This is a genomic window from Endozoicomonas sp. OPT23 (assembly GCF_009653635.1).
In the GTDB taxonomy this organism is placed as follows: domain Bacteria; phylum Pseudomonadota; class Gammaproteobacteria; order Pseudomonadales; family Endozoicomonadaceae; genus Endozoicomonas_A.
Genome location: NZ_PPFD01000004.1, coordinates 28,958 through 53,959, shown reverse-complemented (window position 1 = coordinate 53,959; position 25,002 = coordinate 28,958). Strand labels below are relative to the sequence as shown.

General features: G+C 47.3%; 22 protein-coding genes. 12 read left to right on the top strand and 10 right to left on the bottom strand.

The annotated features are described in order from the left end of the window. Positions 1 to 101 precede the first annotated feature (101 nt). The 3 genes from EOPP23_RS10700 (at position 102) to EOPP23_RS10690 (ending at position 2,387) form a co-directional block, all read left to right on the top strand. Positions 102 to 764 (top strand): MBL fold metallo-hydrolase, encoded by a 663-nt coding sequence (locus tag EOPP23_RS10700; RefSeq protein ID WP_153765987.1) that lies wholly within the window; start codon positions 102 to 104, stop codon positions 762 to 764. An 81-nt stretch (positions 765 to 845) separates the two neighbouring features. Then, positions 846 to 1,505: an OmpA family protein gene (locus EOPP23_RS10695; protein ID WP_228550681.1), complete on the top strand. Its 660-nt coding sequence runs from the start codon at positions 846 to 848 to the stop codon at positions 1,503 to 1,505. Between the two features lie 195 nt (positions 1,506 to 1,700). Next, positions 1,701 to 2,387 carry a YoaK family protein gene (locus EOPP23_RS10690; RefSeq protein WP_153765986.1) on the top strand — a complete coding sequence of 229 codons (687 nt, stop codon included), beginning with the start codon at positions 1,701 to 1,703 and terminating at the stop codon, positions 2,385 to 2,387. Positions 2,388 to 2,457: 70 nt separating this feature from the next. On the opposite strand, the gene EOPP23_RS10685 is transcribed toward EOPP23_RS10690, so the two are convergent. Next, entirely contained in the window at positions 2,458 to 2,745 is a 288-nt protein-coding gene (locus EOPP23_RS10685) for a GDCCVxC domain-containing (seleno)protein (protein WP_228550680.1), read from the bottom strand. 284 nt (positions 2,746 to 3,029) lie between these two features. Between EOPP23_RS10685 and EOPP23_RS10680 the strand changes: the two genes are divergently transcribed. Together EOPP23_RS10680 and EOPP23_RS10675 are read left to right on the top strand one after the other, a co-directional pair. Beyond that, complete coding sequence (locus tag EOPP23_RS10680; protein WP_153765985.1) at positions 3,030 to 5,099, top strand: autotransporter domain-containing protein; 2,070 nt, start codon at positions 3,030 to 3,032, stop codon at positions 5,097 to 5,099. 11 nt (positions 5,100 to 5,110) lie between these two features. After that, a complete protein-coding gene (locus tag EOPP23_RS10675) occupies positions 5,111 to 7,057 on the top strand; it encodes an ExeM/NucH family extracellular endonuclease (RefSeq protein WP_153765984.1) in 1,947 nt (648 codons plus the stop codon). Between the two features lie 68 nt (positions 7,058 to 7,125). On the opposite strand, the gene pta is transcribed toward EOPP23_RS10675, so the two are convergent. From pta to EOPP23_RS10640, 7 genes are all read right to left on the bottom strand, one after another. Continuing rightward, the gene (pta, locus tag EOPP23_RS10670; protein WP_153765983.1) at positions 7,126 to 9,222 is read right to left on the bottom strand and encodes a phosphate acetyltransferase; all 2,097 of its coding nucleotides are present in this window, start codon (positions 9,220 to 9,222) and stop codon (positions 7,126 to 7,128) included. A 125-nt stretch (positions 9,223 to 9,347) separates the two neighbouring features. Beyond that, the gene (locus EOPP23_RS10665) at positions 9,348 to 10,535 is read right to left on the bottom strand and encodes an acetate kinase (RefSeq protein WP_153765982.1); all 1,188 of its coding nucleotides are present in this window, start codon (positions 10,533 to 10,535) and stop codon (positions 9,348 to 9,350) included. Between the two features lie 317 nt (positions 10,536 to 10,852). Then, a complete protein-coding gene (locus EOPP23_RS10660) occupies positions 10,853 to 11,713 on the bottom strand; it encodes a DUF805 domain-containing protein (RefSeq protein WP_153765981.1) in 861 nt (286 codons plus the stop codon). An 84-nt stretch (positions 11,714 to 11,797) separates the two neighbouring features. Beyond that, positions 11,798 to 13,225: an L-serine ammonia-lyase gene (locus EOPP23_RS10655; RefSeq protein ID WP_153765980.1), complete on the bottom strand. Its 1,428-nt coding sequence runs from the start codon at positions 13,223 to 13,225 to the stop codon at positions 11,798 to 11,800. A gap of 208 nt (positions 13,226 to 13,433) precedes the next feature. Beyond that, positions 13,434 to 14,717 (bottom strand): amino acid permease, encoded by a 1,284-nt coding sequence (locus EOPP23_RS10650; protein ID WP_153765979.1) that lies wholly within the window; start codon positions 14,715 to 14,717, stop codon positions 13,434 to 13,436. Positions 14,718 to 15,337: 620 nt separating this feature from the next. Beyond that, the gene (hemJ, locus tag EOPP23_RS10645) at positions 15,338 to 15,760 is read right to left on the bottom strand and encodes a protoporphyrinogen oxidase HemJ (protein WP_153765978.1); all 423 of its coding nucleotides are present in this window, start codon (positions 15,758 to 15,760) and stop codon (positions 15,338 to 15,340) included. 113 nt (positions 15,761 to 15,873) lie between these two features. After that, complete coding sequence (locus EOPP23_RS10640) at positions 15,874 to 17,580, bottom strand: chloride channel protein (RefSeq protein ID WP_153765977.1); 1,707 nt, start codon at positions 17,578 to 17,580, stop codon at positions 15,874 to 15,876. A gap of 196 nt (positions 17,581 to 17,776) precedes the next feature. Between EOPP23_RS10640 and EOPP23_RS10635 the strand changes: the two genes are divergently transcribed. Genes EOPP23_RS10635 through argC form a run of 3 tightly spaced genes read left to right on the top strand, consistent with a single transcriptional unit; the run spans position 17,777 to position 19,440 of the window. After that, a complete protein-coding gene (locus EOPP23_RS10635) occupies positions 17,777 to 18,007 on the top strand; it encodes a DUF3820 family protein (protein WP_153765976.1) in 231 nt (76 codons plus the stop codon). Then, entirely contained in the window at positions 17,998 to 18,345 is a 348-nt protein-coding gene (locus EOPP23_RS10630) for a HopJ type III effector protein (protein WP_153765975.1), read from the top strand. Before EOPP23_RS10635 ends, EOPP23_RS10630 begins: the two co-directional genes overlap by 10 nt. Before the next feature lie 51 nt (positions 18,346 to 18,396). Then, a complete protein-coding gene (gene argC, locus EOPP23_RS10625; RefSeq protein ID WP_153765974.1) occupies positions 18,397 to 19,440 on the top strand; it encodes an N-acetyl-gamma-glutamyl-phosphate reductase in 1,044 nt (347 codons plus the stop codon). Here argC and EOPP23_RS21780 read toward each other — a convergent pair. Next, positions 19,385 to 19,648 (bottom strand): cysteine-rich CWC family protein, encoded by a 264-nt coding sequence (locus EOPP23_RS21780; protein WP_194842578.1) that lies wholly within the window; start codon positions 19,646 to 19,648, stop codon positions 19,385 to 19,387. The genes argC and EOPP23_RS21780 overlap by 56 nt on opposite strands. A 347-nt stretch (positions 19,649 to 19,995) precedes the next feature. On the opposite strand from EOPP23_RS21780, the gene EOPP23_RS10615 reads away from it, so the two are divergent. Continuing rightward, on the top strand, positions 19,996 to 20,610 hold the full coding sequence (locus EOPP23_RS10615) for a hypothetical protein (RefSeq protein ID WP_153765972.1): 615 nt from the start codon (positions 19,996 to 19,998) through the stop codon (positions 20,608 to 20,610). 51 nt (positions 20,611 to 20,661) lie between these two features. Here the strand turns inward: EOPP23_RS10615 and EOPP23_RS10610 are convergent, their stop codons facing one another. Further along, positions 20,662 to 21,660: a Gfo/Idh/MocA family protein gene (locus EOPP23_RS10610; RefSeq protein WP_153765971.1), complete on the bottom strand. Its 999-nt coding sequence runs from the start codon at positions 21,658 to 21,660 to the stop codon at positions 20,662 to 20,664. 260 nt (positions 21,661 to 21,920) lie between these two features. Between EOPP23_RS10610 and EOPP23_RS10605 the strand changes: the two genes are divergently transcribed. From EOPP23_RS10605 to EOPP23_RS10595, 3 genes are all read left to right on the top strand, one after another. Further along, positions 21,921 to 23,414, top strand: a complete 1,494-nt coding sequence (locus EOPP23_RS10605) for an FAD-dependent oxidoreductase (RefSeq protein ID WP_153765970.1) — start codon at positions 21,921 to 21,923, stop codon at positions 23,412 to 23,414. Positions 23,415 to 23,439: 25 nt separating this feature from the next. Further along, on the top strand, positions 23,440 to 23,973 hold the full coding sequence (locus EOPP23_RS10600; RefSeq protein WP_194842577.1) for a nuclear transport factor 2 family protein: 534 nt from the start codon (positions 23,440 to 23,442) through the stop codon (positions 23,971 to 23,973). Between the two features lie 119 nt (positions 23,974 to 24,092). Continuing rightward, positions 24,093 to 24,953 carry a glycerophosphodiester phosphodiesterase gene (locus EOPP23_RS10595; RefSeq protein ID WP_153765968.1) on the top strand — a complete coding sequence of 287 codons (861 nt, stop codon included), beginning with the start codon at positions 24,093 to 24,095 and terminating at the stop codon, positions 24,951 to 24,953. Positions 24,954 to 25,002: the final 49 nt, after the last annotated feature.

Genomic DNA, 25,002 nt, shown 5'->3' with positions numbered 1-25,002 from the left:
CTCTTTTCAATACCCTGACCCTGAATCCCCTGTCTATGGATAGGCATAAAGATATCTCTGAATTAAAATAGCCGGTCATTTCAGGATGAGGGCAAGCGGCTATGACTTCCAACAGTCAGGAAACAGCGAATGTGTGTACCATGGTCAGGGAAACCTTTCCGGTTGGCCCGTTGCAATGCAACTGCACCATTATTGGTGACACAATTACCAAAAAAGCGATAGTGATCGATCCGGGCGGTGATCCGGATGTCATTCTGGCCAAACTGGAAGCTAATGGTTTAAGAGCAGTTGCCCTGATTCATACGCATGCCCATCTTGATCATTTTCTGGCCAGTGGTGAGATCAAGAAGAAGACCGGCGCACCTATTCATCTGCACGAAGAAGACAAGTTTCTTTGGGATAACCTGGAGACACAGTGTCGTAGATTTGGTGTGCCCTACAATCCTATTCCCGATCCTGATTTCTGGCTGAAAGATGATCAGGAACTGCCCTGTTGTGATGGTGTTGCCATGCATACGCCCGGTCATACACCAGGCTCCATGTGTTTCCATTTTGAAAAAGCTGGTGTTCTTATTGCCGGGGATACGTTGTTCCGTCGTTCCATTGGCAGAACGGATCTATGGGGCGGTGATTTCAAAACCATTGAGAAGTCGATACGCCAGCGTTTGTATATCCTCGATGAGGAAACCACTGTGGTTGCAGGTCACGGCCCTAATACCAGCATTGGTGAAGAGTTACGTGAGAACAGTGTTATTCGTGGCTGAACCAGAGTAACTACCCCAATGTTTGAATACATATATTGATGAATAGTATTCAAACATTCCGATATATTCAGAGAGAGAAGTATGCTGAATTCAATGAAAAAGCTGGCTGTTGTTGGTGTGACTGCTGCTGTACTGGCAGGCTGTCAGACCACCAACCCTTACACCGGACAGCAGGAAACCAATAAAACATCAACCTATGGCGGTGTTGGTGCCATTGCCGGGGCGGTTATTGGTGGTCTGGTTGATGGTGAGAAAGGGGCTCTCAGAGGTGCTGCGCTAGGTGCTGCTGCAGGAGCGGGTTATGGTTACTATACCGATCAGCAGGAAGCGGCTTTAAGACAGGAACTTCAGGGAACCGGAGTTCGTATCAATCGTTATGGAAACGATATTCAGCTGGTAATGCCTTCCAATATTACGTTTGGGAGTAATCAGTCTGCTATCAAATCGAGCTTTTATCCTGTGTTGGTCTCTGTTTCAAAAGTTTTCAAGAGATACGATAAAAACCTGATCGAGATTATTGGTTATACCGATAGCACTGGCAGTCCGTCCCTTAATCAGCGTTTGTCTACGAATAGAGCAAAGAGTGTTGCCAGGTACTTTGAGTATCAGGGTGTTTCCTCAACACGGGTCACCTATTTCGGTGAAGGTGCTTCCAACCCGATTGGCAACAATAAAACCAAGGCTGGCAGAGCCATGAATCGCAGAGTTGAAATTAATTTGAAGCCAGCACCTCAACGCTAATCAGTTAGAGACAGTGATTTAGCGTATCTCTCTTATCATGACGGCAGAGGTGCTTTCCTGTTTTAAGGAAGGTACCTCTATTAGTAACCTGCGATTAGTAGCAACCCACAATACAATCCTTCCTGCGGTTGGCTGATAATAAGCACTCTATTCACTGACACCCACTGTGTCGGTAGTCTCACTGAGTATTTCTAGATGATTCGTAAACTGCCTCTCTGGGTCTGGGTTGGTGGCGTGTTACTGACTTTGTCTGCCGGGTTAGTGAATTCGGTTGCTCTGCTCAGCTTTTCTAATCAGGCGGTCACCCATGTTACCGGTTCCGTGACTCTGGCTTCGACGGCTCTGGCACAACAAAACTGGGCTGTGCTCAGCCATCTGTCCATGGTTGTGTTCTGTTTTTTCCTTGGTGCTGTTCTTGGCGGAGTTATTACCCGTGGCAGCAGGCTCAGGCTGGGTCGACGATACGGTGTGGCATTAATCGTTGAGTGCTTTCTGTTGCTGGTTTCAATGATGTTGTTCAAACACAGCTCTTTCTGGGGGCAAATGTTCGCATCACTGGCCTGTGGTTTGCAGAATGCTCTGGTCAGTACCTTCAGCCATGCGGTTATTCGAACGACACATATGAGCGGGATAGTGACCGATCTTGGTGCAAAAATTGGTTACTGGCTCAGTGGTAGAGGAATTGATAAACGACGTTTTGCTTTGTACCTGTTGCTGTTGTCAGGATTCTTCACGGGTGGCGTACTGGGAGCCTGGTGTTTCGGGCTGGTAGGTTATAAAACACTTATATTAGCTGCTCTGATAACAGGGCTTTCCGGAATTTTGTCATTGATACATGTGATGGGTATTCGCAGAAGAAGCGAGAGTTTGGTGATCAGTTAGGTAGTGAAGGAGAGAGAGGAAAGGAAGGGTGGATGCCGGTGTATTCTCATACGCTCGGCATCAAAAAGATTCAGCCAGCCATTGAAGATTGAGTGACCGGGCTGATGGAGTCTGCATTCTGAACTGCAGTCTGTGGCATTGCATAATAGCTTTTACTCTCTCTCTGGCTGGTAGGGCAGGGGTGGCTGCCTCGTGAACAGAATATGCAGCAGTCTCCAGCCTGTGGTGTCATCAGTGTTCTGCAGCTACGGCATTCATAAAGGTATACACAGGCATCCTGTGGCATGGTTTCCGGTTCGTTATGACCGCAGTTGTTGCAGGTGACAGTAGACTGGTTATGAGTGTGTAGTTTCATCATACTTTTCTCTTCATTTTTCTTTTCTATGGGGCGTAATAAACAGATGTCGGCCTCCTTTCTGATAGCTTTAGTAAACTGATCATGATTTTAAGCAAGAAATATGACAGTTATGTGAGAGCCTCTCTTACTAAGTAACTTATCCAGTTCCGCGAAAATTCATTTTCTGCTCTACACTTTCATACTTGATTCAGCCTGCTATTGCCTATCGTCTGAAGTCATTTTTATTTTCCCTCTGTGTAGCTGTGGAGCTGCATGCCGTTTCTGATGTCACTGAGGAATCATTGATGAAGAAGTTGCTTTATTACCTTTCTTTACCTGCTTTCTGCTGCCCGTTTTCCGGAACATTGTCTGCCGCACCGTGCGGTGCCGAGATAACGGGTAGTTGTGATATCACTGCCAGTAAAACAGCCGAAGGCCCTCTCTATACGATAAAAAATGGGGCGACAGGAACCGTCAATGTCAATGGTGAACTCAATGCCCAGTATCGAGGTGAGGTGTTCAGGTTTGAAGGTACCTCAACGGTTACTCTTAATATCAATAGCAGACTGAGTTCCGATGCAAATACGATTCTCCTTTTGGAAGGTGCTCGTACTGGTGCAATCAATTTTAAAGGCAGTGGTCTGGCAGTATCACGACAGAGGCACGCTATCTATGCACAGGCAGGAAGTGTATATCAGATTGATCTGGGCTCCAGTACTGGTCTCAGGTTACAGAGTACCGCTGATGGTTATCCGGCTATTAGAGTTGCCAACTCAGCTTCAGGGCAAATAAAAATTGATGGTGGAGTGCAGTCGGAGTCAGGTCATGCATTGTTATACGCAAATGATTCTGGTCATTTATGGAGTGGAAAAAGACTCCCCGTCGGCAGTAATAAACTGACGGTAACAAGTTCGGGCAGATTGCAGTCCGCAGCTAACAAAGGCCATATATCTTATGGTCGGTTCTTTTATAATGTAGGCAGAGAGCCTGAAGCCGGGCAGTGGAATAAGGCCAACTCTTTTAGATCACCGCTGACGTTTGATATAGCGCCTCAATCCGACTTACTGGTTCAGGCCAGAGATATTCCTTCTGATAACACATTCCTTTCCTCAGGGAACAGCTTTAACTTTGGCAGTGGCAGTAGAGTCAAAGTGCTGGGCAAACCAGCGATGAACAAGGTGTATAATCTGATATCAGCTCCCTCCGACTTGAATAAGCCAGCGCTGGTTTTGGAAAACCCTCTCGTGAGGCTGGAGATGCTATCCGGGCTCTCTGCTAAAGAAATTAAGTTCAAGGCTGTTCCTCAAACTATGGCCCAGAGCCGTCAGGAGCTCAGGAAGATGGGCTGGTCTGACCAGAGTGCAGAAGCGGCTGCAACGAGCATGGAGTTTGGGTCGAGAGAAGTGCAGTCAATGCTTTATGAGCAGTCTGATAATCAGGCGAGTCTCAAACAGTTAGTGACCCAGTTAACACCTGATTCATCTCATTCAGTAGAGCAGGCTATTTCCTTTGGACAGCAAGCCAGAAATCAGATTAGCCAGAGAGTGGCAGCTTCGGGCTTGCAGCAAACAGGTATGAATGCTGGTGATGGTATTGAACGACCTGCTGTCTGGGCTGAAGTTCTCGGTTACAAAGGGAAATTAAATTCCCATGGAGAAGACCCGGGTTATGACTCTGATGTCAAAGGGCTTGTGGCTGGTGTAGATACTGTGTCAGAGGAGCTGTGTACATTGATGGGATTTGCTTTGTCTTACCAGAAGGCAGATACCGACTATTCAAAAAGCAGCAGTACCAATACCGATAGCTGGTTGATTGCTCTCTATGCCGACAAAGACTTTGGCGCTATTGGTATGGAGTCCATAGTCAGCTATTCATGGGCCGATAATTCCTCAAAGCGCAGATATGCGAATAAGGAAGACAAGGCAGATTATAAATCCACAGCAGTGACGGTTCAGGTATTGGGTTACCTGCCTTTACCGGTTCAACCATTGATGGGGCTGAATATCAGCTACGTCAATGTCGACGACTACCATTATCGACAGCTGGATCAACGCATCAAGAGTGTTTCTGAAACCGTCATTGAGGCGGGCTTTGGTGTTCGGTATTTCCCTCAGGAGGAAGGCTTTTCTCCCAGAGCTAAAGCGATGCTCTGGTACAACTTCTCGAACAGCGACCTGGAGACTCGCTATACCGTCGGAACCAGTCCCGTTGCGGTGGTTTCAAAAGGTAAAACACCAGACCGGCTGACTCTGGCAGGTTCTCTGGGGTTCGATTATCGAATGAATGCGATGCTTGTAGGTTGTGATCTGAATGGTGCCTATCGGGAAAACTACACAGAGACTGGCATCACCTGTCGTGCACGGTATGAGTTTTAGGAGCAGATGGCATGACTATTAAACGACTAACAGCTGCACTGGGCAGTCTGACTTTATCTTTTCTGATTGGTTTTTCTCCAAACGCACTCTCTGCACCAAAGACCATTCAGCAAGTTCGTGGTGACTCAAGTCTCAAAGGAAAAGACGTAACCCTGGAAGGCGTTGTGACTCATATAACAGCGGACAGTAGAGGGAAATCTGGCTACTATCTTCAGGATGGAACATCTACATCACCGACATCATCAGCGATTTATGTCTATGAAAAAGGAACCAAGGTTACTAAAGGAAATACTGTAGAAGTCAAAGGCAAGCTGGGAGAGTACAAAAATCAGCTGCAGATAACAGGCTCAGTGACATCTACGGATAAAGGGGCCGGGTCACTACCGACAGCTGTTGTCCTTCAGGCAAGCGAAACAGGCTATTCCGGAGCTGACCTGGAGAAAATGGAAGGTATGCTGGTCTCTGCCCAAGGGTACACTCTGAGCAAGGCATACAGTTTTGACTACGGAAGAAAGAAAAATAATCTGTTTGTTGCTGACTCCGTCCAGTTCAAATCGACACAGTTATATCCGGGAGGAAAGGCTGCTGAAGATCATGCTGCTAAGAATAAGGCGCGTCGTTTGGCAGTGATTGAAAGTGGTAAAACACGATCAGGCGAAATTAATTACTATGCCGCTTTTAACTACTGGGCAAATTATCTCAGAGTGGGCAGTAAGTTAGGTGATTTCAAAGCTATAGTAAGCCAGCGAGACAGTAGTTATGAATTGCTGGTGGATTCTGATTGGGCCCCTGATAGCGTGACATTACCGGCCGGAAAACTGGCGCGACCTACTGCTTCATCCATTCCTGACAGACAACAAATTTCAGACCTTCGCTTGGCAAGCTTCAACTTACTTAACTGGTTTACGGACGATGTTATTGAAGGTGCACCTGAATCTCCAGGCAACAGAGGTGCTAAGTCAGTAGAAGATGGCTTACTGCAGTTAGAGAAACTGACCTCGGCGATAAGGCTTATGGATGCAGATGTTCTGGGTTTGCTGGAAGTCGGTAATAACGGTTCAGGTGATAAGTCAGCCATTGGGTTTCTTGTTTCCAGTTTAAATCTTCTTGAGGCCGATGAAACCAGGCGGTATCAATTTGTCTACCCTAAGAATGCCAGTCAGATTGGAACTGATGCGATCTCTGTAGGCTTGATTTACCGACCTGTTAGAGTGACTCCCAAGGGAGAGGTAGAAACTCTTGAAATGCCAAGAGAGGTGAGTGGCAGTAACGATGTTGTTGGCATGCGTGAAAGCCTGATTCAGGAGTTTTGTCTGAAGGGGCAGCCAGGTAAGTGTTTAACCATCGCTGTCAGTCACTTCAAATCCAAACGCTGCAGTGGTTGTGCTGATGATCCTAAAGGTGGCCCCGATGAACAAGGCTGTTGTACAAGATTAAGATCGACTGCAGCGAATGTACTTGGCAAACGGCTACAGGCCGAAGCTCAATCTGGCGATGTATTGTTACTCGGTGACTTTAATGCTTATGCAAAAGAAGACCCTGTACGTATTTTGACCGAGGATACCATTTCACCGGCTATTGTGACTTCCTCCCGGGCATTTTTTGTCAGTGGTAAGCCGCTTGAACAGTCAGAGCAGATAACGAAAGGCTTCAGCTATAAGCCACTCACGCCTGTTCCAAATCCTTTACCAGCAGAAGGTCAGTACGCTGAAAAAATACCATTCAGCTATTCATACAATGGTGAATTGGGAAATCTTGACCATGGTCTTGTGAGTGTAAGCCTTCATGGCAAGATGAGGCAGGCAGACGACTTGCATATCAATTCACTGGAGTCGCCATTGTTTGAATACTCAGGAAGGTATACAGGGGGAAGTGAGTACAAGGGAGGACTGATGAAATCTTCAGGGGAGTTGAGTTCAAGTGATCATGATGCTGTCTGGGGGGATTTCAGGCTTTAATATTGAAGGCATGGCAAGAGAAATTGGAAGCACTCGGTTTGTTTAACCGAGTGCTTCCAGATCAAGCATCAGGCTTTTTCAGCAGAAGCCTGAATAGCCGTCAGAGCGATGGTATAAACAATATCGTCAACCAGAGCACCGCGGGATAAGTCGTTAACCGGCTTGTTCAGACCCTGCAGCATAGGACCAACACTGATAACGTTGGCACTGCGCTGTACAGCCTTGTAGGTGGTGTTACCGGTGTTCAGATCCGGGAAGACAAATACTGTTGCACGACCAGCCACACTTGAATCCGGGGCTTTACTGCGAGCTACTGATTCAACAGAAGCCGCGTCGTACTGCAATGGACCATCGACAATCAGGTCTGGACGCTTTTCGCGCACCAGCTGAGTTGCTTCACGAACACGCTCAACGTCCTCACCGATACCAGAAGAACCAGTGGAATAACTGATCATTGCAATTCTTGGTTCGATACCAAAAGCAACCGCAGAGTCAGCACTTTGAATGGCAATGTTCGCCAGCTGCTCAGCGTTAGGGTTAGGGTTAACGGCACAGTCACCGTAAGCCAGAACCTGATCAGGCAGCAGCATAAAGAACACGGAAGAAACCAGTCCACCAGCGTCTTTTTTGGGTTTGATCAACTGGAACGCAGGACGGATAGTGTTGGCTGTGGTGTGTACTGCACCGGAAACCAGACCGTCAACTTCATCGGTAGCCAGCATCATTGTGCCAAGCACAACGGTATCTTCCAGTTGCGCTTTAGCCATAGGTTCGTTCAGGCCTTTATGCTTTCGCAGCTCAACCATAGGCTCAACATAACGACCACGGGTGCTTTCCGGGTCCATAATGATCAGTCCTTCAGGCAGTGAGAAACCGTTGTCTCTGGCCACCTGCTCAATCACTTCACGCTTACCCAGCAGGATGCATTCGGCAATTCCGCGCTCCTGACAGATAACAGCCGCCTGAATGGTTCTTGGCTCATCACCTTCCGGTAGAACGATACGCTTGCGAGCTTTCTGAGCACGACGTACCAGACTGTAGCGGAATGCTGGTGGAGACAGACGACGCTCAACCAGGCTGGCACAGTGTTTCTTGAACCAGCGAGTGTTGAGGTTTTCAGCGATGGTGTTCATTACTTTCTCAAGACGTTCGTTGTCGTCCAGAGGCAGTTCGTCGCTCATGCGGTCAAGGCGGGTTGCTGTGGTGTAGGAATCATCCTGAGACAGCAATACCGGCAGGCCGGTTGCGATGGCTTTGGAGCAAAGACCAGAAACTGCATCGGAAATGCCGATGCCGCTGGTCAGCAGCAGACCGGACAGAGGCACGCCGTTCAGTGCTGCCATAGCAGTAGCCAGAACGATGTCATCGCGGTCACCAGGGCAGATAATCAGGTTGCCCGGCTTCAGGTGGTGAATCATGTTGGTGGGTGTACGGGCACTCAGGGTGTAGGAATTTACACGACGAGTGGCCATTTCACCTTCATGCAGAATCTCGGCACCCAGGTGATTGGCAATGTCCAGAGTACGCGGAGAGGACAGAGCCGGATCCTGACTGACATAACCCAGAGGCAGGAAGTCCTTGCGGGCAAACTCTGGCAGGCACTGAATCTGACCATCAGGTGTCAACTTGTCAGCGGTCTCTTTGCTGAGCTTGTTCAGAATGTAGCCGACCATGTTCGGGTTCTTGATGCCACCAAAACTGTCTGCTGCAATTTCCAGCTTGTCTGCAACGTCTTCCAGAGAGTCTTCACCCTGCTCGGATACCAGAATGATATCGGCGTTCAAGGTTTGAGCCATATCACTGTTCAGGCGGTTGGCGTAAGGCATGTTGCGGGTGGGTACCAGACCTTCCACAACAACGACCTCAGCACCGTCGCGGGCTTCGTCGAACAGAGCGACGATGTCTTCCATCAGCTCGTCACCCTTGTTGTCACCCAACAGGTTCTCAACACGGGCGGTGCTGATTGGAGTAGGTGGCTCATGGTCCATGATGCGCTGGGCCAGACGTGTGGAACGTTCAGGTCCCTTGTCCATGGTGTGCAGCTGGGCGATAGGCTTGAAGAACTTGACTCTCAGACCGAGGCTGTCGAGAGCACGCACCAGACCCAGAGAGACGGAGGTCAGTCCAACTCCGTAGCGGGTAGGTGCCAGAAAAAATGTACGCATGACGTTTATCCAGAATTGTTGGCCGACATCAATGGCAGGTAAACAGTGTGACCGCTGAGACGACTATATCTTTTTATAATAGAAAGCTGACATAAAAGTCAGCTTTCTTTAATAAGCTTGAAGACTCAGGCAGTCAGAGCTTGGGTATCACGGGAGATCATCAGCTCTTCGTTAGTTGCAACAACCATTGCAACAGTAGAACCTTCCTCAGTGATCACACCGCTTTTGCCACGGAATGTCTCTTCGTTCAGCTGTTCGTTCAGCTTGAAGCCAAAGATGCTCAGACGCTCAATAACCTGCTTACGCAGAGTGGCAGAGTTTTCACCGATGCCGCCGGTGAATACCAGAGCGTCGATACGACCCAGAGCGGCAGCAAAACCAGCCAGCTTCTCAGCCAGTACGTGGCTGAAAACGTCCAGGGTCAGCTGTGCGCGCTCGTTGCCTTCAGCAGCAGCGTCTTCAATAACGCGGCAGTCGCTGTCCATTTCAGACAGACCCAGCAGGCCACTCTTCTTGTTCAGCATGTCGGTGGTTTCGTCCAGGCTGTAACCCAGAGTTTTGTTCAGGTAGCTGAACAGGTTAGGGTCAACATCGCCGGAACGAGTACCCATTACCAAGCCTTCCAGAGGCGTCAGGCCCATAGTGGTGTCAATGGACTTGCCGTTCTTGATAGCACAGGCAGAAGCACCGTTACCCAAGTGAGCAACCAGAATGCAACTGTCGTTGATGTCCATACCCAGCATATCAGCTGTAGTCTGGCCAATGTAGCGGTAGCTGGTGCCGTGGAAACCGTAACGACGTACACCTTGTTCCTTGTACAGGCTGTATGGAACGGGGTACAGGTAAGCTTCAGCAGGCATGGACTGGTGGAAAGCAGTGTCAAAGACAACAGCATTTGGCAATCCAGGGAAGATTTTCTGGCAAGCGTGGATGCCGGTCAGGTTAGCCGGGTTGTGCAGTGGAGCCAGCTTAATGGTGTCTTCGATGGCCGCCAGAACTTCATCTGTTACCAGGCAGGATTCAGTGAAGGTTTCACCACCGTGTACAACACGGTGACCGATTGCAGAGATACTTTCGATCAGGTTTTCCTGCTTCAGTACGTCCATCAGAGCAGAAATAGCTTCTTCATGAGCAGCCTGACCCAGGTCCTTGCTGCCTTTCTGACCGGCGATCTTCCAGCGAATCAGTGCTTCGCTGCTACCCATACGCTCAGCGATACCGTTGATGGTCTCTTCTTCAGTGGCCGGGTTGATGACTGCGAACTTCAGGGAAGAACTGCCACAGTTAATAACCAGAATGCTGTCTTTGCTCATTGATTGCGTACCTAACGAAACAGGGCTGAGAGGGGGATGTGCACCGAGATCAGAATTTACCGTGAAGGTCAGCAAATTCACTGGTGCTATTTGGCGGTTCGATTGTCGTCTATCCGGAACAAGAGGTGAAACTTAGCTGATCGCAGACGTTCACCTTGTGGAATACCGGCTGGAAAGCGAACTGATGCCTTACAAGATAGTAGGAATTATAACGATTGATACAGGTCAATGGACTGCGTAATGATGCGTATCAAGTTACGATCTGAACAACATTGATCGCAGTCATATCTGTATATTCATGTCTATAAAGTAGCCGTTTACAGGGGATACTCAAGCCCGGCCCAGTCCGATGCCAGTTCTGGCAATGCCTGAATATAGACGACCAGCATTTCCTGATTCAGCCAGGCACCGACTCCAGCTGCCACCATAAGACAAACTGGCAGGTAAGCACCAATAGCTCGAGTAATACCACGAGGTTCTGGTGGAACATCGCCGTACATGTTGGTCATTTTTGAGCCGCTGGAAAAACTGATCCACAGTAACAGCAACAGGTTGACTACAGGTATGACCAGAAAGAACCAGAGCCAGCCACTGCGCTCCATATCGTGAAGTCGGGTTATGGTGATATAGACCATGATTAATAGAGCCAGTGCATGAATACCCAGTACCATGGAAACTGTTTCCTGAATGGTAAAGGTACCGCCTACCAGTTGTGGCAGATACTCAGGAAGAAACCAGGCGATCAGATCTATAGCAACAACCAGCCAGCACAAGGCCAGAAAACGACAGCGTCCTATCCGACCAAAAGGTTGAAGAGGTTGTCTTTTCTGCTTTAAAGAAGTTTTCTGTGCCGGAGTGGCGGAACGATTATCAGCGGTAATATTGTCGTCAAAAGCGGCTTCATGAGTGCTGCCTTTATGGGAAGGCGCTAATGTTCTGGAGCCATCCATGCTGACAATTCGGCATTCAGCACCGACCTTATTGATGGCCTTTTCGTATTTTCTGGCTTCACGTTCGGTGGCAGGTTTACGAATAGAATAGGCTTTACCAGAGAAGAGGCGTTCCATTCGCCCGTCATCCGCTTTGAAGAGATGTTGGAGGCGGGTTCGAACCTCATCAGAGTCGAACCCGGGCAATACTTTGCCTTCAAATAGAACCTTGTAGTCTTTGTTTCCCATGACCCTGATCCGTAGACTTGCGATAATTCGCAGTCTTTATCGGCCAGATCGGGTCATATTTCAGGGGCTATCTTTCAGATACGGTCAGCAGGCGGCTATCAGATTCTGTTGAGCAGCAAAGACCGCCAGACCACCCTGAGAGGTTTCACGGTATTTAGCCTGAAGGTCAAGACCGGTCTGGTACATGGTTTCAATGCAGGAATCGAAGGATACCGCGTGCTCACCATTACCACGCATGGCCAAACGTGCAGCTGTGATAGCCTTGATAGCTGCCATACCGTTACGTTCGATGCATGGAATCTGAACCAGCCCGGCAATCGGGTCACAGGTCATGCCAAGATGATGTTCCATACCAATTTCGGCAGCGTTCTCAACCTGTTCAACAGTACCGCCCTGAACGGCAACCAGAGCACCAGCTGCCATAGAGCAGGCAGAACCCACTTCAGCCTGGCAGCCTGCTTCGGCGCCAGAAATAGAAGCGTTCATCTTGATCAGGGCACCGATAGAAGCAGCGGTAGCAATAAAGTCACGAATGCCTTGCTGGTTGTTTCGGGACAGGAATCGGCTGTAATAAGCAATAATGGCCGGAATTACACCGGCAGCGCCATTGGTTGGTGCAGTGACGACACGACCACCACAGGCATTCTCTTCATTAACGGCCATAGCGAACAGAGTCACCCAGTCCATAATGGCAAAGTGATCGTTCAGCATGGCTTCCGGATTAGCGGTCAGTGTCTTATGCAGATCAGCGGAGCGACGCTTGATGCCACTCATTGGCAAAGAGCCTTTCATGCGAGTGCCGCGATCGATGCAGGCACGCATAACGTCCCAGATGGCATCAATACCTTCATTCACAGCATTCAGATCACCGTTATGACGAGCTTTTTCATTTTCGATAGTCAGCTCGGCAATAGTCATATCGTGTTTTTTGCACAGAACTACCAACTCTGCAGCAGAGCTGAACGGGAAAGGTATTTCAGATTCGGTGTTGCCTTCAGCGCTGTCGTTGTTTGTGGTGGCATTGCTTTTAGAAGCATTGTATTCATCGGCACAAACAATAAAGCCGCCACCAATAGAAAAGTAGGTTTTGTAGTAAACGACAATGCCATTTTCATCGGAAGCAAAAATGCGCATGGCATTCGGGTGTTCTGGCAGGCTTTCACCATTGTGAAAAATCAGCTGGGTATCGTAATCAAACGGAATTTCATGGACACCGGCCAGTTTAATTTTCTTGCTGCTTTTGATCTCTTCAAAAATGCGGTCAGCGTCGTCCGGATCAATCGTGTCAGGCTGGTAACCGGCCAGACCTAACAGAGACGCCTTGTCAGTGCCATGACCAATACCGGTCAGGGCCAGAGAGCCGTACAAACCAACCCGTACGGAAGAAATACTGTTAAGAATTCCCTTTTCTTCCAGCTCATTCAGGAAACGTTTACCTGCCCACATTGGGCCCACTGTATGAGAGCTGGACGGTCCGATTCCGATCTTGAAGATATCAAAGATGCTAAGCATGCTGGTTAATCGCTGTTCAAAAGATATTTGGGCGCATAGTGCGGGATAGAAACGAAAAAGGCATTCCGGAGCAATACTGAAATTACTGCGGAATGCCTGTTATTCAGAGTTTAATTCTGAGAGTTGCTGTTGCTTAAGCTGAACGATTCAGCTTTGAGCGAGAAGTTATTCACCACAAGGTGTGGTGAATAACTTACATATTGAGAAATTACAGCAGCTGAGAAGCGATGAAGCCGGTGATCGCGATGATACCCATGATCAGGGTGAAGATGTTCGCTTTGGATTCGTACTTTTTCATGCTTGGAATGCGCTTAACAGCGTATACCGGCATGATGAACAGGATGGCAGCGATAATTGGCGATACGATTGATTCGATCATACCCATAACGCTCACATCCAGGTAAGCAACCAGCCATACTGCCAGAGTGATGAAGATCATGATGCCGCGATCCAGAGCTTTCTGGTTCAGCTTCTTCCCGGAACCTTCAAACTGCTTGCTGATCAGACCGGTCAGACCTTCGCGGGTACCCATGTAGTGGCCGAAGAAAGAAGAGGTGATCGCAACGATAGCAACGATCTGTGCCAGCCAGCCGAACATGGCGTTGTCAGTACGCTCAGCGAAGTAGCTCAGGATAGAGATGTTTGCCTGCTTGGCAGCCATCAGTTCAGCCGGGCTCAGAGTCAGTACACAGCTGTATACGAAGAACATAGTGAAGCCAACCAGCATCATGGCTGCACGTTTCAGGGTTTTGCTGGCCTGAGCTTCAGCGTTGTCGCCCAGATCCTTGCGGTAAGCCGCAGAGAAAGAGGACACTGCTGGAGAGTGGTTGAAAGCAAATACCAGAACTGGAATGGTCAGGAACAGAGTCTTGATGAAGCTTACTGCGTCAGGAGCAACGCTGAACTGAGCGGCAACGTTCCACTGAGGAACCAGGTACAGAGACAGGCCAACCAGTACGGCAATCAGCGGGTAAACGATAGCAGAGGTTACTTTCAGAACCATCTTCTGACCGCAAACCATAACACCTACCAGACCTGCAACCAGAACAAAGCTCAGCAGTGCGCGGTTAGGGGCGGCTTCCCAACCCATCTGGTTAACCAGAAGGCTGGAAACAGTGTTGGTGATACCAATGCCGTAAATCAGCAGGATAGGGAAGATAGCGGCGAAGTAACCGAAAGTGATCAGGGAGCCAGCTTTAGGACCGAAGTGTTCAGCTACTGCGTCGGTGATGTCGGCATTCGGGTTGGAAGCAGACAGGCAGAAGCGGGACAGACCACGGTGAGCCAGGAAGGTCATAGGACCGATCAGCAGGGTCATAAAGATCAGTGGCCAGATGCCACCCAGACCGGCGTTGATTGGCAGGAACAGTACACCGGCACCAACAGCTGTACCGAAAAGAGTCAGACACCATTCAGTGTCACGTTTGGTCCAGCCTTTGGACTGAGCCGCGCTGCCAGTCTGATTCTGTGAGATTGCCTGTGCGTTAGCCATTGTATCCTCGGAAACCCGAAATTTAGATTAAGTTCAGAATTAAACTGCGACGACTTTCGTGTATTTCAATGACGCACTCGTAAAACTCTTTAATGAGGTCAGTTCATTAAAACTATTCATTAAAACTATTCATTAAGAGATATGAATTGAAATCAGGTTACGTCGCTGGATTCTGTATTGAATGATTCGTAACGGGGGCGAACTTTACAGATATTGGCTTTACAAAGTATTGACTGAGACTGGTTTGTTGAATTCTGGATTCGTGTTAAATTATGCGAACTTTCAGCATTAATAAAATTCCCTTCGGTTTCTTCTGACTCTTCTTCCAAATGTGTCTGCTTTTTGATCTGATTGATATGTAATCAATCGTTTGATCTAGGTGTAGATAGCTTTTTAATCAAGTTTAATGAACTGTTGTTCAAAATTAATCGTCGATCGGGTTGGTGTTGATGATTTTTTTAGCAGGATAATTAATTGAGATGGGTCAATTTTTTAAATTATGATATTAACTTTTTTTAGTTTTTCGCAAAACTTTTAAATAGAAAATAGTATTGATGAAAAAGAAAAAAGCGGTCACCTGAAAGTAGTGAACCGCTGCTCAGATCTTATACCTATCACACTCAGAAAGGTCTGACGACAACCAGTATCACAATGCCCAGTAAGAAAAAGACAGGAACTTCATTAAACACTCTGTAGAAGGTGTGTGAGCGAGTATTACTGTCAGTAGCAAACTTCTTCATGAAGGCGCCACACATATGATGATACCCCACTAACAGAACCACCAGCGTCAGCTTGGCATGAAACCAGGCACTGCTCATATAAAAAGCGGGTGAGTAAGTCATCAGCCAGATGCCCAGGGCGATGGTGGCAATCATAGAAGGGGTACCAATACCACGATACAACTTTCGTTCCATGATTTTGAAGCGGTCTTTGCTAGCCTGATCGTCACTCATGGCGTGATAAACAAACAGTCTCGGCAAATAAAACAGCATGGCAAACCAGCAAACCATGGCGATAATATGAAAGGCTTTAACCCAGAGCATAAAGAGATCCCATCTTCGTTTTAAGCATTAGCCGCTGAGAGTAGCAGAAAAAACGCCAGCGCTTCGACTGCAGTAAGGCTAAATACGAAAACTCTTTTTTAATATTCTCTGGCTCAAACCCTTTTCTCAAGTTCGCTGTCTGGCAGGTGAAGCTTGTCCAGATAGTAACTCTCAACATCTCTTCGAGTGATAACGCCGCATATTCTTCGCCCGGATTTTTCCAGGCTGACGACAGGTAAAGCATCCAGAGATTGTCGGTTCATCTGATCCAGAGCCTCATAAAGGGTTGCCTGAATCTGTACAGGACGGCTGGCTTCCGGCTCTATGGTTGTGTGTGTTGAGCTAATCAGAATATCGTTGCTATCAGGATATAGCAGCCACTCAATGTTCTTGTACTTCAAACGCTGCATTTCTTCAGGGTTGGGAATCAATCGGCAGCGAGCAAAACTGGACGACATCAGACTGGCAACACCGGTTTGGCTCAGTGTCTGGTGAAGGGGGGATGGGTCAAAACTGAGACCACCCACAATCAGCTGTTGATCAAAGATGCCGCGGTTGTTGAAGAAGCGGCCGGAAATCAGGCAGGCAATCACGATGACAAACATGGCCGGCATAATAACGTTCGGGTTACGGGTTAATTCCAGTACGGTGACCAGTGCCACCAGTGGTGCCTGAAGAGTGGCTGCCATCATGGCAACCATTCCCAGTAATGCCTGAAACGAACCGTTGATATTAGGAATGCCTAACATCGTATCGCCAAGAATGCTGAACACAGAACCTGTTACTGCACCAATAAACAGGGTTGGACCGATAATGCCGCCAGGAATACCCAGCCCGGTCATCATCGGTGTGAGCAGCATCTTACCGAACAACATAAGCAACAAAAAAGACAGTGTGTAGCTGCTTTCATTCAACAGGTCGCTGATGGTGTCATAACCCATGCCCATGAGGTCGGGAGCAAATACACCTGTAATACCCATAATAAATCCGGCGGATAAAACCGGCATTGCCAGTCTGCCTTTACGGGCGGTAGCAATGCCTGTCTGTAATTTAATAAAGGAAGCCGCCAGTAAACCAATAGCAACGGCCATCAGGGCAGCCAGCAGAAACTCTGCCATTGAATTCATATGAATGGGTGGAATGACAAAGGCAGGCTCAAACCCGTAAAAGTATTGCGTCATTAATGAAGCAATAACGGATGCAGCCATAACCGGAATAAAACTGACCAGATTATAACGGCGTACGATGACCTCCATGGCAAAAACGACGCCTGCCAGTGGTGTGTTAAATGACACTGATATAGCTGTAGCGACACCACAGCCAGCCAGTGTCGTCAGTGTATTGTCTGGCAGTTTAAGCTTTTGACCCAGCTGGCTGCCTGCAGCAGCACCTATATGAACGGCCGGACCTTCCCGACCAACAGAGAAACCACTGGCCAGTGCGGTAAGCGCAGTAAAAAACTGCAGAGCCATACTACTGGCAGGCAAGCGCCCGCGATTAAGAGCCAGCCGCTGAATAACATGTGCTACACCAACGCTTCGTCGGTTAGGACGACAGAGTGTAATCATACTGAGAATCAGTAGTGAACCAGCCACAGGCAGGAAAAAGCGCTGTATATCAGAGAGTGACTCAAAGCGATCCTCTCCTGCCGGCATCAATACGACAGTTGCCAGCTTCAGTAATTCATTAAATCCAATCAGCAGGCATCCACCCAGAAAACCAGTCAACAGACCAAGAAAGGTCAGGTGTGGCAGAGCATCCGCTTCTGAGAGCTGAATACGCAGGTTATGCAAAGAAAAGCGACGTCGCTGTGCTGGCAACAGATACTCCTTAAAGGCATTTCAGGACAGTAGGGGATATTTCAGCATCATCATTGTATTTATCAGGCTGAAAATGTCTGTACCAGAAAAAACTGATTGTAGAGAAGTTAATATGGGTATTTTCTCATACTGACGAGGTGACTGGAATGGAGAGCCCGTTATAATCCTGTAGATACTATTAACTGCTGGTCAGCCCATGTTCGATAAACAGGACCTTGTTAAGCTCGCCCGAATGACCATGCCTTTTGGTAAGTACAGTGGCCGGGTGCTGATTGATCTGCCGGAAGAGTACCTGCTCTGGTTTACCCGCAAAGGATTTCCGGAAGGTGAACTGGGCAGGCTCATGCAGCTGGCTCTGGAAATTCATATTCACGGGCTGACCGAAATTATCCAACCATTGAAAGAGAATAATAACAGATGTCACTGAACGAACTGCTTAGCCAACTGAAAGAGTCCCCTGAAACTGTTGAGTTTCAAAATGTCATGTCAGTGATTAACGAGAATTATGAGTACACAGCTTGCGGTTTCAAAAATGGAGATCAGCAGAATACGGCAGGAACCAATGAAGGTTCCTGCAAAATTCTTGCATTTGGTCAGCTCAATAAGCTGTCAGAAGCGCACACCCTGCACTGTTTTGGACTCTACTATCGCGATGAAGTACTGAATGATTCTGAGGGTTCAAGTCACGGTAATATCAGGGCCTTTATGAAAACAGGCTGGTCTGGCGTTGAGTTTGAGCAGTTTCCCTTGAAAGAAACTGAATAAATAATTATTCTAATAAAATAAATAAAAATTCATCATTTGATTGGAGAGATCATGGTTAAGGTCGGAATCGTGGGTGGCACCGGGTATACCGGGGCCGAATTACTGCGTCTGCTGGCGGTTCACCCCGATGTCAGCGTGGAAGTCATCACCTCCAGGAAGGAAGCGGGCCGACCTGTCAGTGATCTTTATCCGGGCCTGCGTGGCAAGATGGATATCGCTTACTCGGTTCCGGACGATGAAGTATTGGCTCAATGTGATCTGGTGTTCTTCGCTACGCCTAATGGTATTGCCATGAAGTCAGTACCCACTCTGCTGGAAAAAGGTGTGAAGGTGGTTGATCTGGCTGCAGACTTCAGGCTCTCCGATCCGACTGTCTGGAAACAATGGTACGGTGTCGATCATGCCTGCCCTGAATTACTGGACGAAGCTGTTTATGGTTTGCCGGAAATGAACCGTGAACAGATCAAATCGGCAAGGCTGGTGGCTAATCCGGGTTGTTATCCGACAGCCACACAGCTAGCTCTGCTGCCGCTGGTGGAAGCAGGGCTGGTAGACGACACTATTATTGTAGATGCAAAGTCTGGTGTTAGTGGTGCAGGCCGTGAAGCGAAAACCGGCAGCCTGCTGTGTGAAGCTTCTGAATCCTTCAAGGCTTACGGTGTTGCTGGTCATCGTCACCTGCCCGAGATCAAACAGGGCGTAGCGAGAATGCCTTCATCCGGCGACAAGGTTTTCTCGGGAGAGTTGGTATTTACTCCGCACCTGACACCGATGATTCGTGGTATTCACTCGACTGTCTATGCGACAGTAAAAGACCATTCTGTCGATCTTCAGAAACTGTTCGAAGACAAGTTTGCCGATGAACCTTTTGTGGATGTAATGCCTGAAGGCAGTCATCCGGAAACCCGTTCAGCCAAAGCATCCAATGTCTGCCGTATTGCGGTGCATCGTCCACAAGGTGGTGATACTGTCGTGATTCTGTCTGTTATTGATAACCTGATGAAAGGTGCTGCCGGTCAGGCTGTACAGAATATGAATATTATGTGCGGTTTGGATGAGCTGGCTGGTCTTGAAGCCCCTGCTTTAATGCCTTGATCTTTTTCAGGCATTCATGACAGTAGCAACTGGCGGGCTCTCTGGAAGCAGAGTCATAAACAGGAACCGGAAGAAGGATTTCACCTTTTTCCGGTTTTTTTATGTCTTGTAGGCACCAGCAGCTTTCAGCTGGTTGGCCAAGCCCAAAAGCACACAGATTATTTTTGCCACATGCAGGACAGGTTGAAACAGAGAGTTCTCTTACCATAGATAGCCAATAGTACATTGTGAATAACGATGACATATTACAGATGAACATGGAAAAAAATAAGAGAAGAGCTCAATGAAAAAAAACGAGAAAAATAAATTTTAATTCACGTGATCCTTAACTATTCTGATTTGTGAATATAAATCATGAATGTCTGTGCAGGTTAGGTTCCGAAACATATATTCTTATTTCATGATTACTGCTGAACTTTTGGCAAAATCTGAAAATATGATTTTCCAGGGTGTGGAAGTGAAATTGTATAAGGATGGACAGTAAATGGCGAAGAAAGCCTAATTAAAATAAATAAAGAAGTACCACTAAATGGTACTTCTTAAAGAGGTGAGTGTATGAAGTATAAAGCTCTTGTTCGATCAACCCTGAGTCGTTTTCTTTTGATTTTAGTGGTCTGCCTTCAATCAATTACAACCTATGCAGGAGAGACGGTTGTAGTCACTGAAAATTGGGATATGTCATCCCGATACTATTCAATCATGACAATGGATCGTTATCTTGAAAAAAAGACCTATATTTCTTATGGTCTTAGGTTGAACAGATCAAACTGGAAGGGATCAAACTTTGAGAGTCTCAGCTTTATAGGTGCGTTTGTTAAAGAGGTATATATCAAGAGAGCCGGGAATGGGCTTTTTGTATATAGTCTGGAGTATGGACGGGACAAAATTGATAAAGAGTCTCATGAGAAAGCAATGAGTAGCTCGGTAGTGACAGAGAGCAGAGCGAATTGTCATGATGAAATATGTAAAGTGGAAACTTATAATACTGTTTTTGTGACAGGCTTTTTAAATGCAGATGATAAACAGATTGTGATTTATAAAGACGCGTTAGATACCTATGAACTGGATTCTGGTCTTTTGAAACAATTGATGGAAGATGGTGAGATTTTGAGTCTGACTAGCTACATTACCAGGTTGACTGCTTATTATGATCAGGAAACTGGTATTTAACCGGCGAGAACTGACTGATTGGTAAAGCAGGAATAGCGTTAAACAATAACGCTATTCCTGCCCTCGCAGTTTTAATCCTGCGGCTCTGTAAATACTGTCGATTAAGCGCATGTTCTCAATAGAGTCCTGATGGGATTCTGGTGAGAAGTCTCGTTCATTGATTCTACGACAGAATTCTTCCAGTTGATAAAAGTAGGTGGATTCAGCCTTCAGCTTTTCAAGGGTCTTACCCTTACTGTTGAATACAACCAGCTTGTGAAACAGCTGGGGAAGGTAGGGATTTTTGATGTACAGCTTGCCGTTTTCACCTTCAACTTCAAGTTTCAGTGACACCAGTTTCCATGACCAGAGTGAGTTGCTGGTTCTGGCTGTTGTGCCGTTAGGCCAGGACAGGTGCGTTTCCATATGCCGGTCAATTTCGGCACCTTTCAGAGAAGCTTTTGCCTGATCAACATCAGGAAGCGCTGCCAGATCGGGGTCTCCGGAAGCTTTGGCAACCAGTCTTAAAAGGTTGGTGGTGTAAGCACCTACATCCATTGTGGCGCCGCCTCCCAGAGCATAGTTGTAACGAATGTCGTTAAACATAGGGAGGGGGAAACACATGCTGGTATGAATGTGTTTGATTTTTCCCAGTGTTGGCACCAGTTCTTTTACTCGCTGAATAAGCGGGTGATAGCGGTAATGAAACGCTTCCATCAGCACCTGCGTCGAGGCATTGGCGGCTTCAACCATCGCTTTGGCGTCTTGCTCATTATTGGCAAATGGCTTTTCGCAGAGAACATCCTTACCTGCCTTTAATGCCTTAATGCTCCACTCTGCGTGCAGACTGTTTGGCAGAGGGTTGTAGATGGCATCAATATCTTCTCGAGCAATCAGTTCATCATAACTGTCGCAGACGACAGGTATCTCATGCTTTTTGGCAAAGGCTCTGGCTTTTTCCGGATCTCTGGCTGCGATAGCGGTAACTTCAACCCCAGCCAACTTTTTTGCTGGCTCAATCAGTGCCATGGGAGCAATTCTTGCCGCTCCCAGAATGCCTATTCTTATCATTGTTTAGCTGCTTTATTTCATTTTTATCAGGCTCAGAGTGCCTTTTTCAGATAGCAGTGGCAAGAGCCATAGTTCCTAAAGAATAACTGTTGTGTGATTACAAAGCTGTCTGTGAGAGCGCCTTCTAGTCAAAACAGATTATGCAAAGCAGATTCAGATCACTGATATTTGGCTGAAATCAATTCAACTGTCCATGTGTTTTGGCTGGTTCTCCATGTGGGAGTTCCAGATGTCCGACACCTGGGAAAAGAATAACAATAATGAAGGTGCAGGCTGTGTCCGGAAAAACGCTTCCTACTGAACCCCGAGAATTGTCAGAAGTCGCAGATTGGTTTGCTGAAACTGATGTTGTTGTTGTCGGCCTCGGTGCTGCTGGTAGTTGTGCGGCTATTGAAGCGGCCGATGCCGGTGCGAAAGTGATGGTTCTGGAAGCTGGCAGTGTGGGTGGTGGTACAACAGCAATGGCTGGCGGTCAGATCTACTTTGGTGGTGGGACACTGCTTCAGAGTGAGTGCGGCTTTGAAGACACGCTGGAAGATATGTATCAGTTTATGGTCAAAAGTTGTGGGCCGAATGGTGATGAAGAAAAGATTCGTCTCTATGTGGATAATAATCTTGACCACTATCAATGGCTGCTGGATCAGGGCATGGAGTTCAAGGCTGAATACTACGCTGAAAAATACACCAATACGCCCAATGATGAAGGTTTGATCTGCTCCGGTAATGAATACGCCTATCCCTATGACACCATTGCTAAACCAGCGCCGCGAGGGCACAAAGGTAAAGCCCATGGTGAAGACGGTGGCGCTTACCTGATGAGAACGCTCACAGCTGCACTTGAAAAACGACAGGTGTTGATCAGTTATGAGAGTCGAGCACTGACGCTTATTCAGGACGACAGCAAAAGAGTTGTTGGTCTGGTTGTCCGTATCGATGGTGAAGAGCGCTGCATTAAGGCGGCTCAGGGCGTCATTCTCTGTGCCGGTGGCTTTATCATGAATGATGAGATGGTAAAGAACCATGCGCCAAGATTGGCAAAAGCGTCTTTGCCTCTTGGTAACCCGAATGATAATGGCGTTGGTCTGCGTATGGGGCAGGGTGTTGGTGGTTCACTTATAGGAATGAGTGAAGGTTTTGTTGCTTTGCCTTTCTACCCGCCGTCTTCCTTTGTCGATGGTATTATTGTCAACGGTAAAGGTCAGCGAGTTATTAATGAAGACAGCTATCAGGGAGTAGTTGGTGATCTTATTCTCAATGCCCCTGATGAAAAATTCTATCTGGTGATCGACAGCCGAAATTTTGAAGCTTTGGAAAAACCGCCACTGGGTGGTTTTGGTGTGGCAGGTGTCGGTGAAACCATTGAAGAGCTTGAAGAAGAGCTGAACATGCCAGCTCGCTCATTGTCTCACACTCTTGAACAGTTCAATTTTCATGCTGCAGAGGGGAATGACCCTTTGTTTCATAAGAGAAAGCCCTATCTAAAACCATTGAATGAAGCACCTTACGCCGCTTTTGATATCTCCATTAACAGTGGCGCCTATTTCCCCGTATTTACCTTTGGTGGATTGAATACCCAGCCAACAGGTGAAGTGCTTACTGAAGACAGACAAGTTGTTACCGGATTGTACGCTGCTGGTAGAAACACCTGTGGTCTGCCACGAAGTGGCGCAACTTACAGCAGCGGTTTTTCGATTGGTGATGCCACTTTCTTTGGCCGTCTGGCCGGAAAAACTGCAGCTCAGAACACTAAATAATAATAAAAAAGCAGAGGACAACGTAATGGGTTTACTGGAAAAGCTGGAAGCGATCGAAGAAATCAAAAAGATGAAGCATCGATATTATCGCTATGTTGATTGTAAGCAGCATCGTCAGCTTGCAGATCTATTTACTGAAGATGCGACAACACGTTATGACAATGGTGGTCATGTTCAAAATGGACGTGAAGAAGTTTATAGCTTCTTTGTTGAGATGATGAGTAATCAGAGAATTCTCAGTCAGCATCACGGCCATCATCCTGAAATTGAGATCACCAGCCCTACTACCGCGACAGGTGTCTGGTATATGGATGACACTGTCCATATTTTGGATGCCAATATGCGGGTTCGTGGCAACGGCATTTACTGGGATGAGTATGTGAAGGCTGATGGTGACTGGAAGATCGCTCATACCGGATACGAGAGAGTATGGTGCGTCAAAGAAGTGTTGCCGGAAAATGAAAGCCGCCAGTGGCAGAGTATGTTTGACGAAGATGAAACCCGTAAGCGTAATGAACGGATAAAGCCTGAAGGAAAGCCTGATTTGTGTGATTTCTGATTATCGTAAAATAGCTCACAGGAAAAGTAGTAAAGACAGGTTTTGTGAACTGTATTTAATTTGTCGTTTAATTGCTGCTATGATGCAGACATACAAAAAACTACAATTAAAATAAAATTATGTGGAAAAAACTTGTCTTGCTGCTGGCTCTGGTAATCGGCGGCCTCTACTTTGTGCCTCCGGTTAACTATATATCCGAACATGCTTATTATCGCGATAAGGCAAAGATTGACGTTATTGCTCATCGAGCGGGACATGGTCTGAAGCCTGATAATACGGCTGATGCTGCTGCGCTGTCTCACAAGCTGGGTGCTCTTATCGAGATGGACATCCATAGCAGTAAGGATGGTCATCTGATAGTTCGTCATGACGATACGGTTAATGCAACCACCAATGGCTATGGTCCGGTCAAAGAGAAAACGCTTGAAGAGCTGAAGGCTCTGGATGCGGGTTATATGTTTGACCCCAATAAGGATCAATCCTATCCGTATCGTGAAGTAGGCATTACCATTCCTACGTTTCAGGAGATAGTTGATGTAACTCCAGGTGCTCGCTACGTCATTGAGATCAAGCAGGAGCGTCCGAGCATTGCCAGAAAACTGTGTAAATCACTGAAAGATAACAATATCGATCAGAAGGCTATTATTGGCTCTTTCAAGCATGAGGCTCTGGAAGAGTTTCGGGCAATCTGCCCGCAGGTTGCGACATCAATGTCGCCGGAAGAAGTGAAGCTGTTCGTTGGTTTACAGAAAGTAGGTCTTTCTCATTTACTGCCAGTGACTGCACAGGCTCTTCAGGTACCATTGGTTCACTCTGATCTTGAGATTGTTACTCCGTCTTTTATTGAGGATGCCCAGAGTCGGGGATTGAAAGTGGAAGTCTGGACCATTAATGAAACGTCTGAAATGGTCAGCCTTATTGATGATGGCGTTGACGGTATTATCACTGACTATCCGGATCGCCTGAATAAGCTGCTTTGATAGCATCGAGTATGAGAAATATATCAGCCATGGGTGAAAGCTCAGGGTA

Bases quoted from the DNA above. Each gene is read 5' to 3' on its own strand.
- EOPP23_RS10700 (WP_153765987.1), top strand. From the start codon at position 102: ATGACTTCCAACAGTCAGGAAACAGCGAATGTGTGTACCATGGTCAGG.
- EOPP23_RS10695 (WP_228550681.1), top strand. From the start codon at position 846: ATGCTGAATTCAATGAAAAAGCTGGCTGTTGTTGGTGTGACTGCTGCT.
- EOPP23_RS10690 (WP_153765986.1), top strand. From the start codon at position 1,701: ATGATTCGTAAACTGCCTCTCTGGGTCTGGGTTGGTGGCGTGTTACTG.
- EOPP23_RS10685 (WP_228550680.1), bottom strand. From the start codon at position 2,745: ATGATGAAACTACACACTCATAACCAGTCTACTGTCACCTGCAACAAC.
- EOPP23_RS10680 (WP_153765985.1), top strand. From the start codon at position 3,030: ATGAAGAAGTTGCTTTATTACCTTTCTTTACCTGCTTTCTGCTGCCCG.
- EOPP23_RS10675 (WP_153765984.1), top strand. From the start codon at position 5,111: ATGACTATTAAACGACTAACAGCTGCACTGGGCAGTCTGACTTTATCT.
- pta (WP_153765983.1), bottom strand. From the start codon at position 9,222: ATGCGTACATTTTTTCTGGCACCTACCCGCTACGGAGTTGGACTGACC.
- EOPP23_RS10665 (WP_153765982.1), bottom strand. From the start codon at position 10,535: ATGAGCAAAGACAGCATTCTGGTTATTAACTGTGGCAGTTCTTCCCTG.
- EOPP23_RS10660 (WP_153765981.1), bottom strand. From the start codon at position 11,713: ATGGGAAACAAAGACTACAAGGTTCTATTTGAAGGCAAAGTATTGCCC.
- EOPP23_RS10655 (WP_153765980.1), bottom strand. From the start codon at position 13,225: ATGCTTAGCATCTTTGATATCTTCAAGATCGGAATCGGACCGTCCAGC.
- EOPP23_RS10650 (WP_153765979.1), bottom strand. From the start codon at position 14,717: ATGGCTAACGCACAGGCAATCTCACAGAATCAGACTGGCAGCGCGGCT.
- hemJ (WP_153765978.1), bottom strand. From the start codon at position 15,760: ATGCTCTGGGTTAAAGCCTTTCATATTATCGCCATGGTTTGCTGGTTT.
- EOPP23_RS10635 (WP_153765976.1), top strand. From the start codon at position 17,777: ATGTTCGATAAACAGGACCTTGTTAAGCTCGCCCGAATGACCATGCCT.
- EOPP23_RS10630 (WP_153765975.1), top strand. From the start codon at position 17,998: ATGTCACTGAACGAACTGCTTAGCCAACTGAAAGAGTCCCCTGAAACT.
- argC (WP_153765974.1), top strand. From the start codon at position 18,397: ATGGTTAAGGTCGGAATCGTGGGTGGCACCGGGTATACCGGGGCCGAA.
- EOPP23_RS21780 (WP_194842578.1), bottom strand. From the start codon at position 19,648: ATGGTAAGAGAACTCTCTGTTTCAACCTGTCCTGCATGTGGCAAAAAT.
- EOPP23_RS10615 (WP_153765972.1), top strand. From the start codon at position 19,996: ATGAAGTATAAAGCTCTTGTTCGATCAACCCTGAGTCGTTTTCTTTTG.
- EOPP23_RS10610 (WP_153765971.1), bottom strand. From the start codon at position 21,660: ATGATAAGAATAGGCATTCTGGGAGCGGCAAGAATTGCTCCCATGGCA.
- EOPP23_RS10605 (WP_153765970.1), top strand. From the start codon at position 21,921: ATGAAGGTGCAGGCTGTGTCCGGAAAAACGCTTCCTACTGAACCCCGA.
- EOPP23_RS10600 (WP_194842577.1), top strand. From the start codon at position 23,440: ATGGGTTTACTGGAAAAGCTGGAAGCGATCGAAGAAATCAAAAAGATG.
- EOPP23_RS10595 (WP_153765968.1), top strand. From the start codon at position 24,093: ATGTGGAAAAAACTTGTCTTGCTGCTGGCTCTGGTAATCGGCGGCCTC.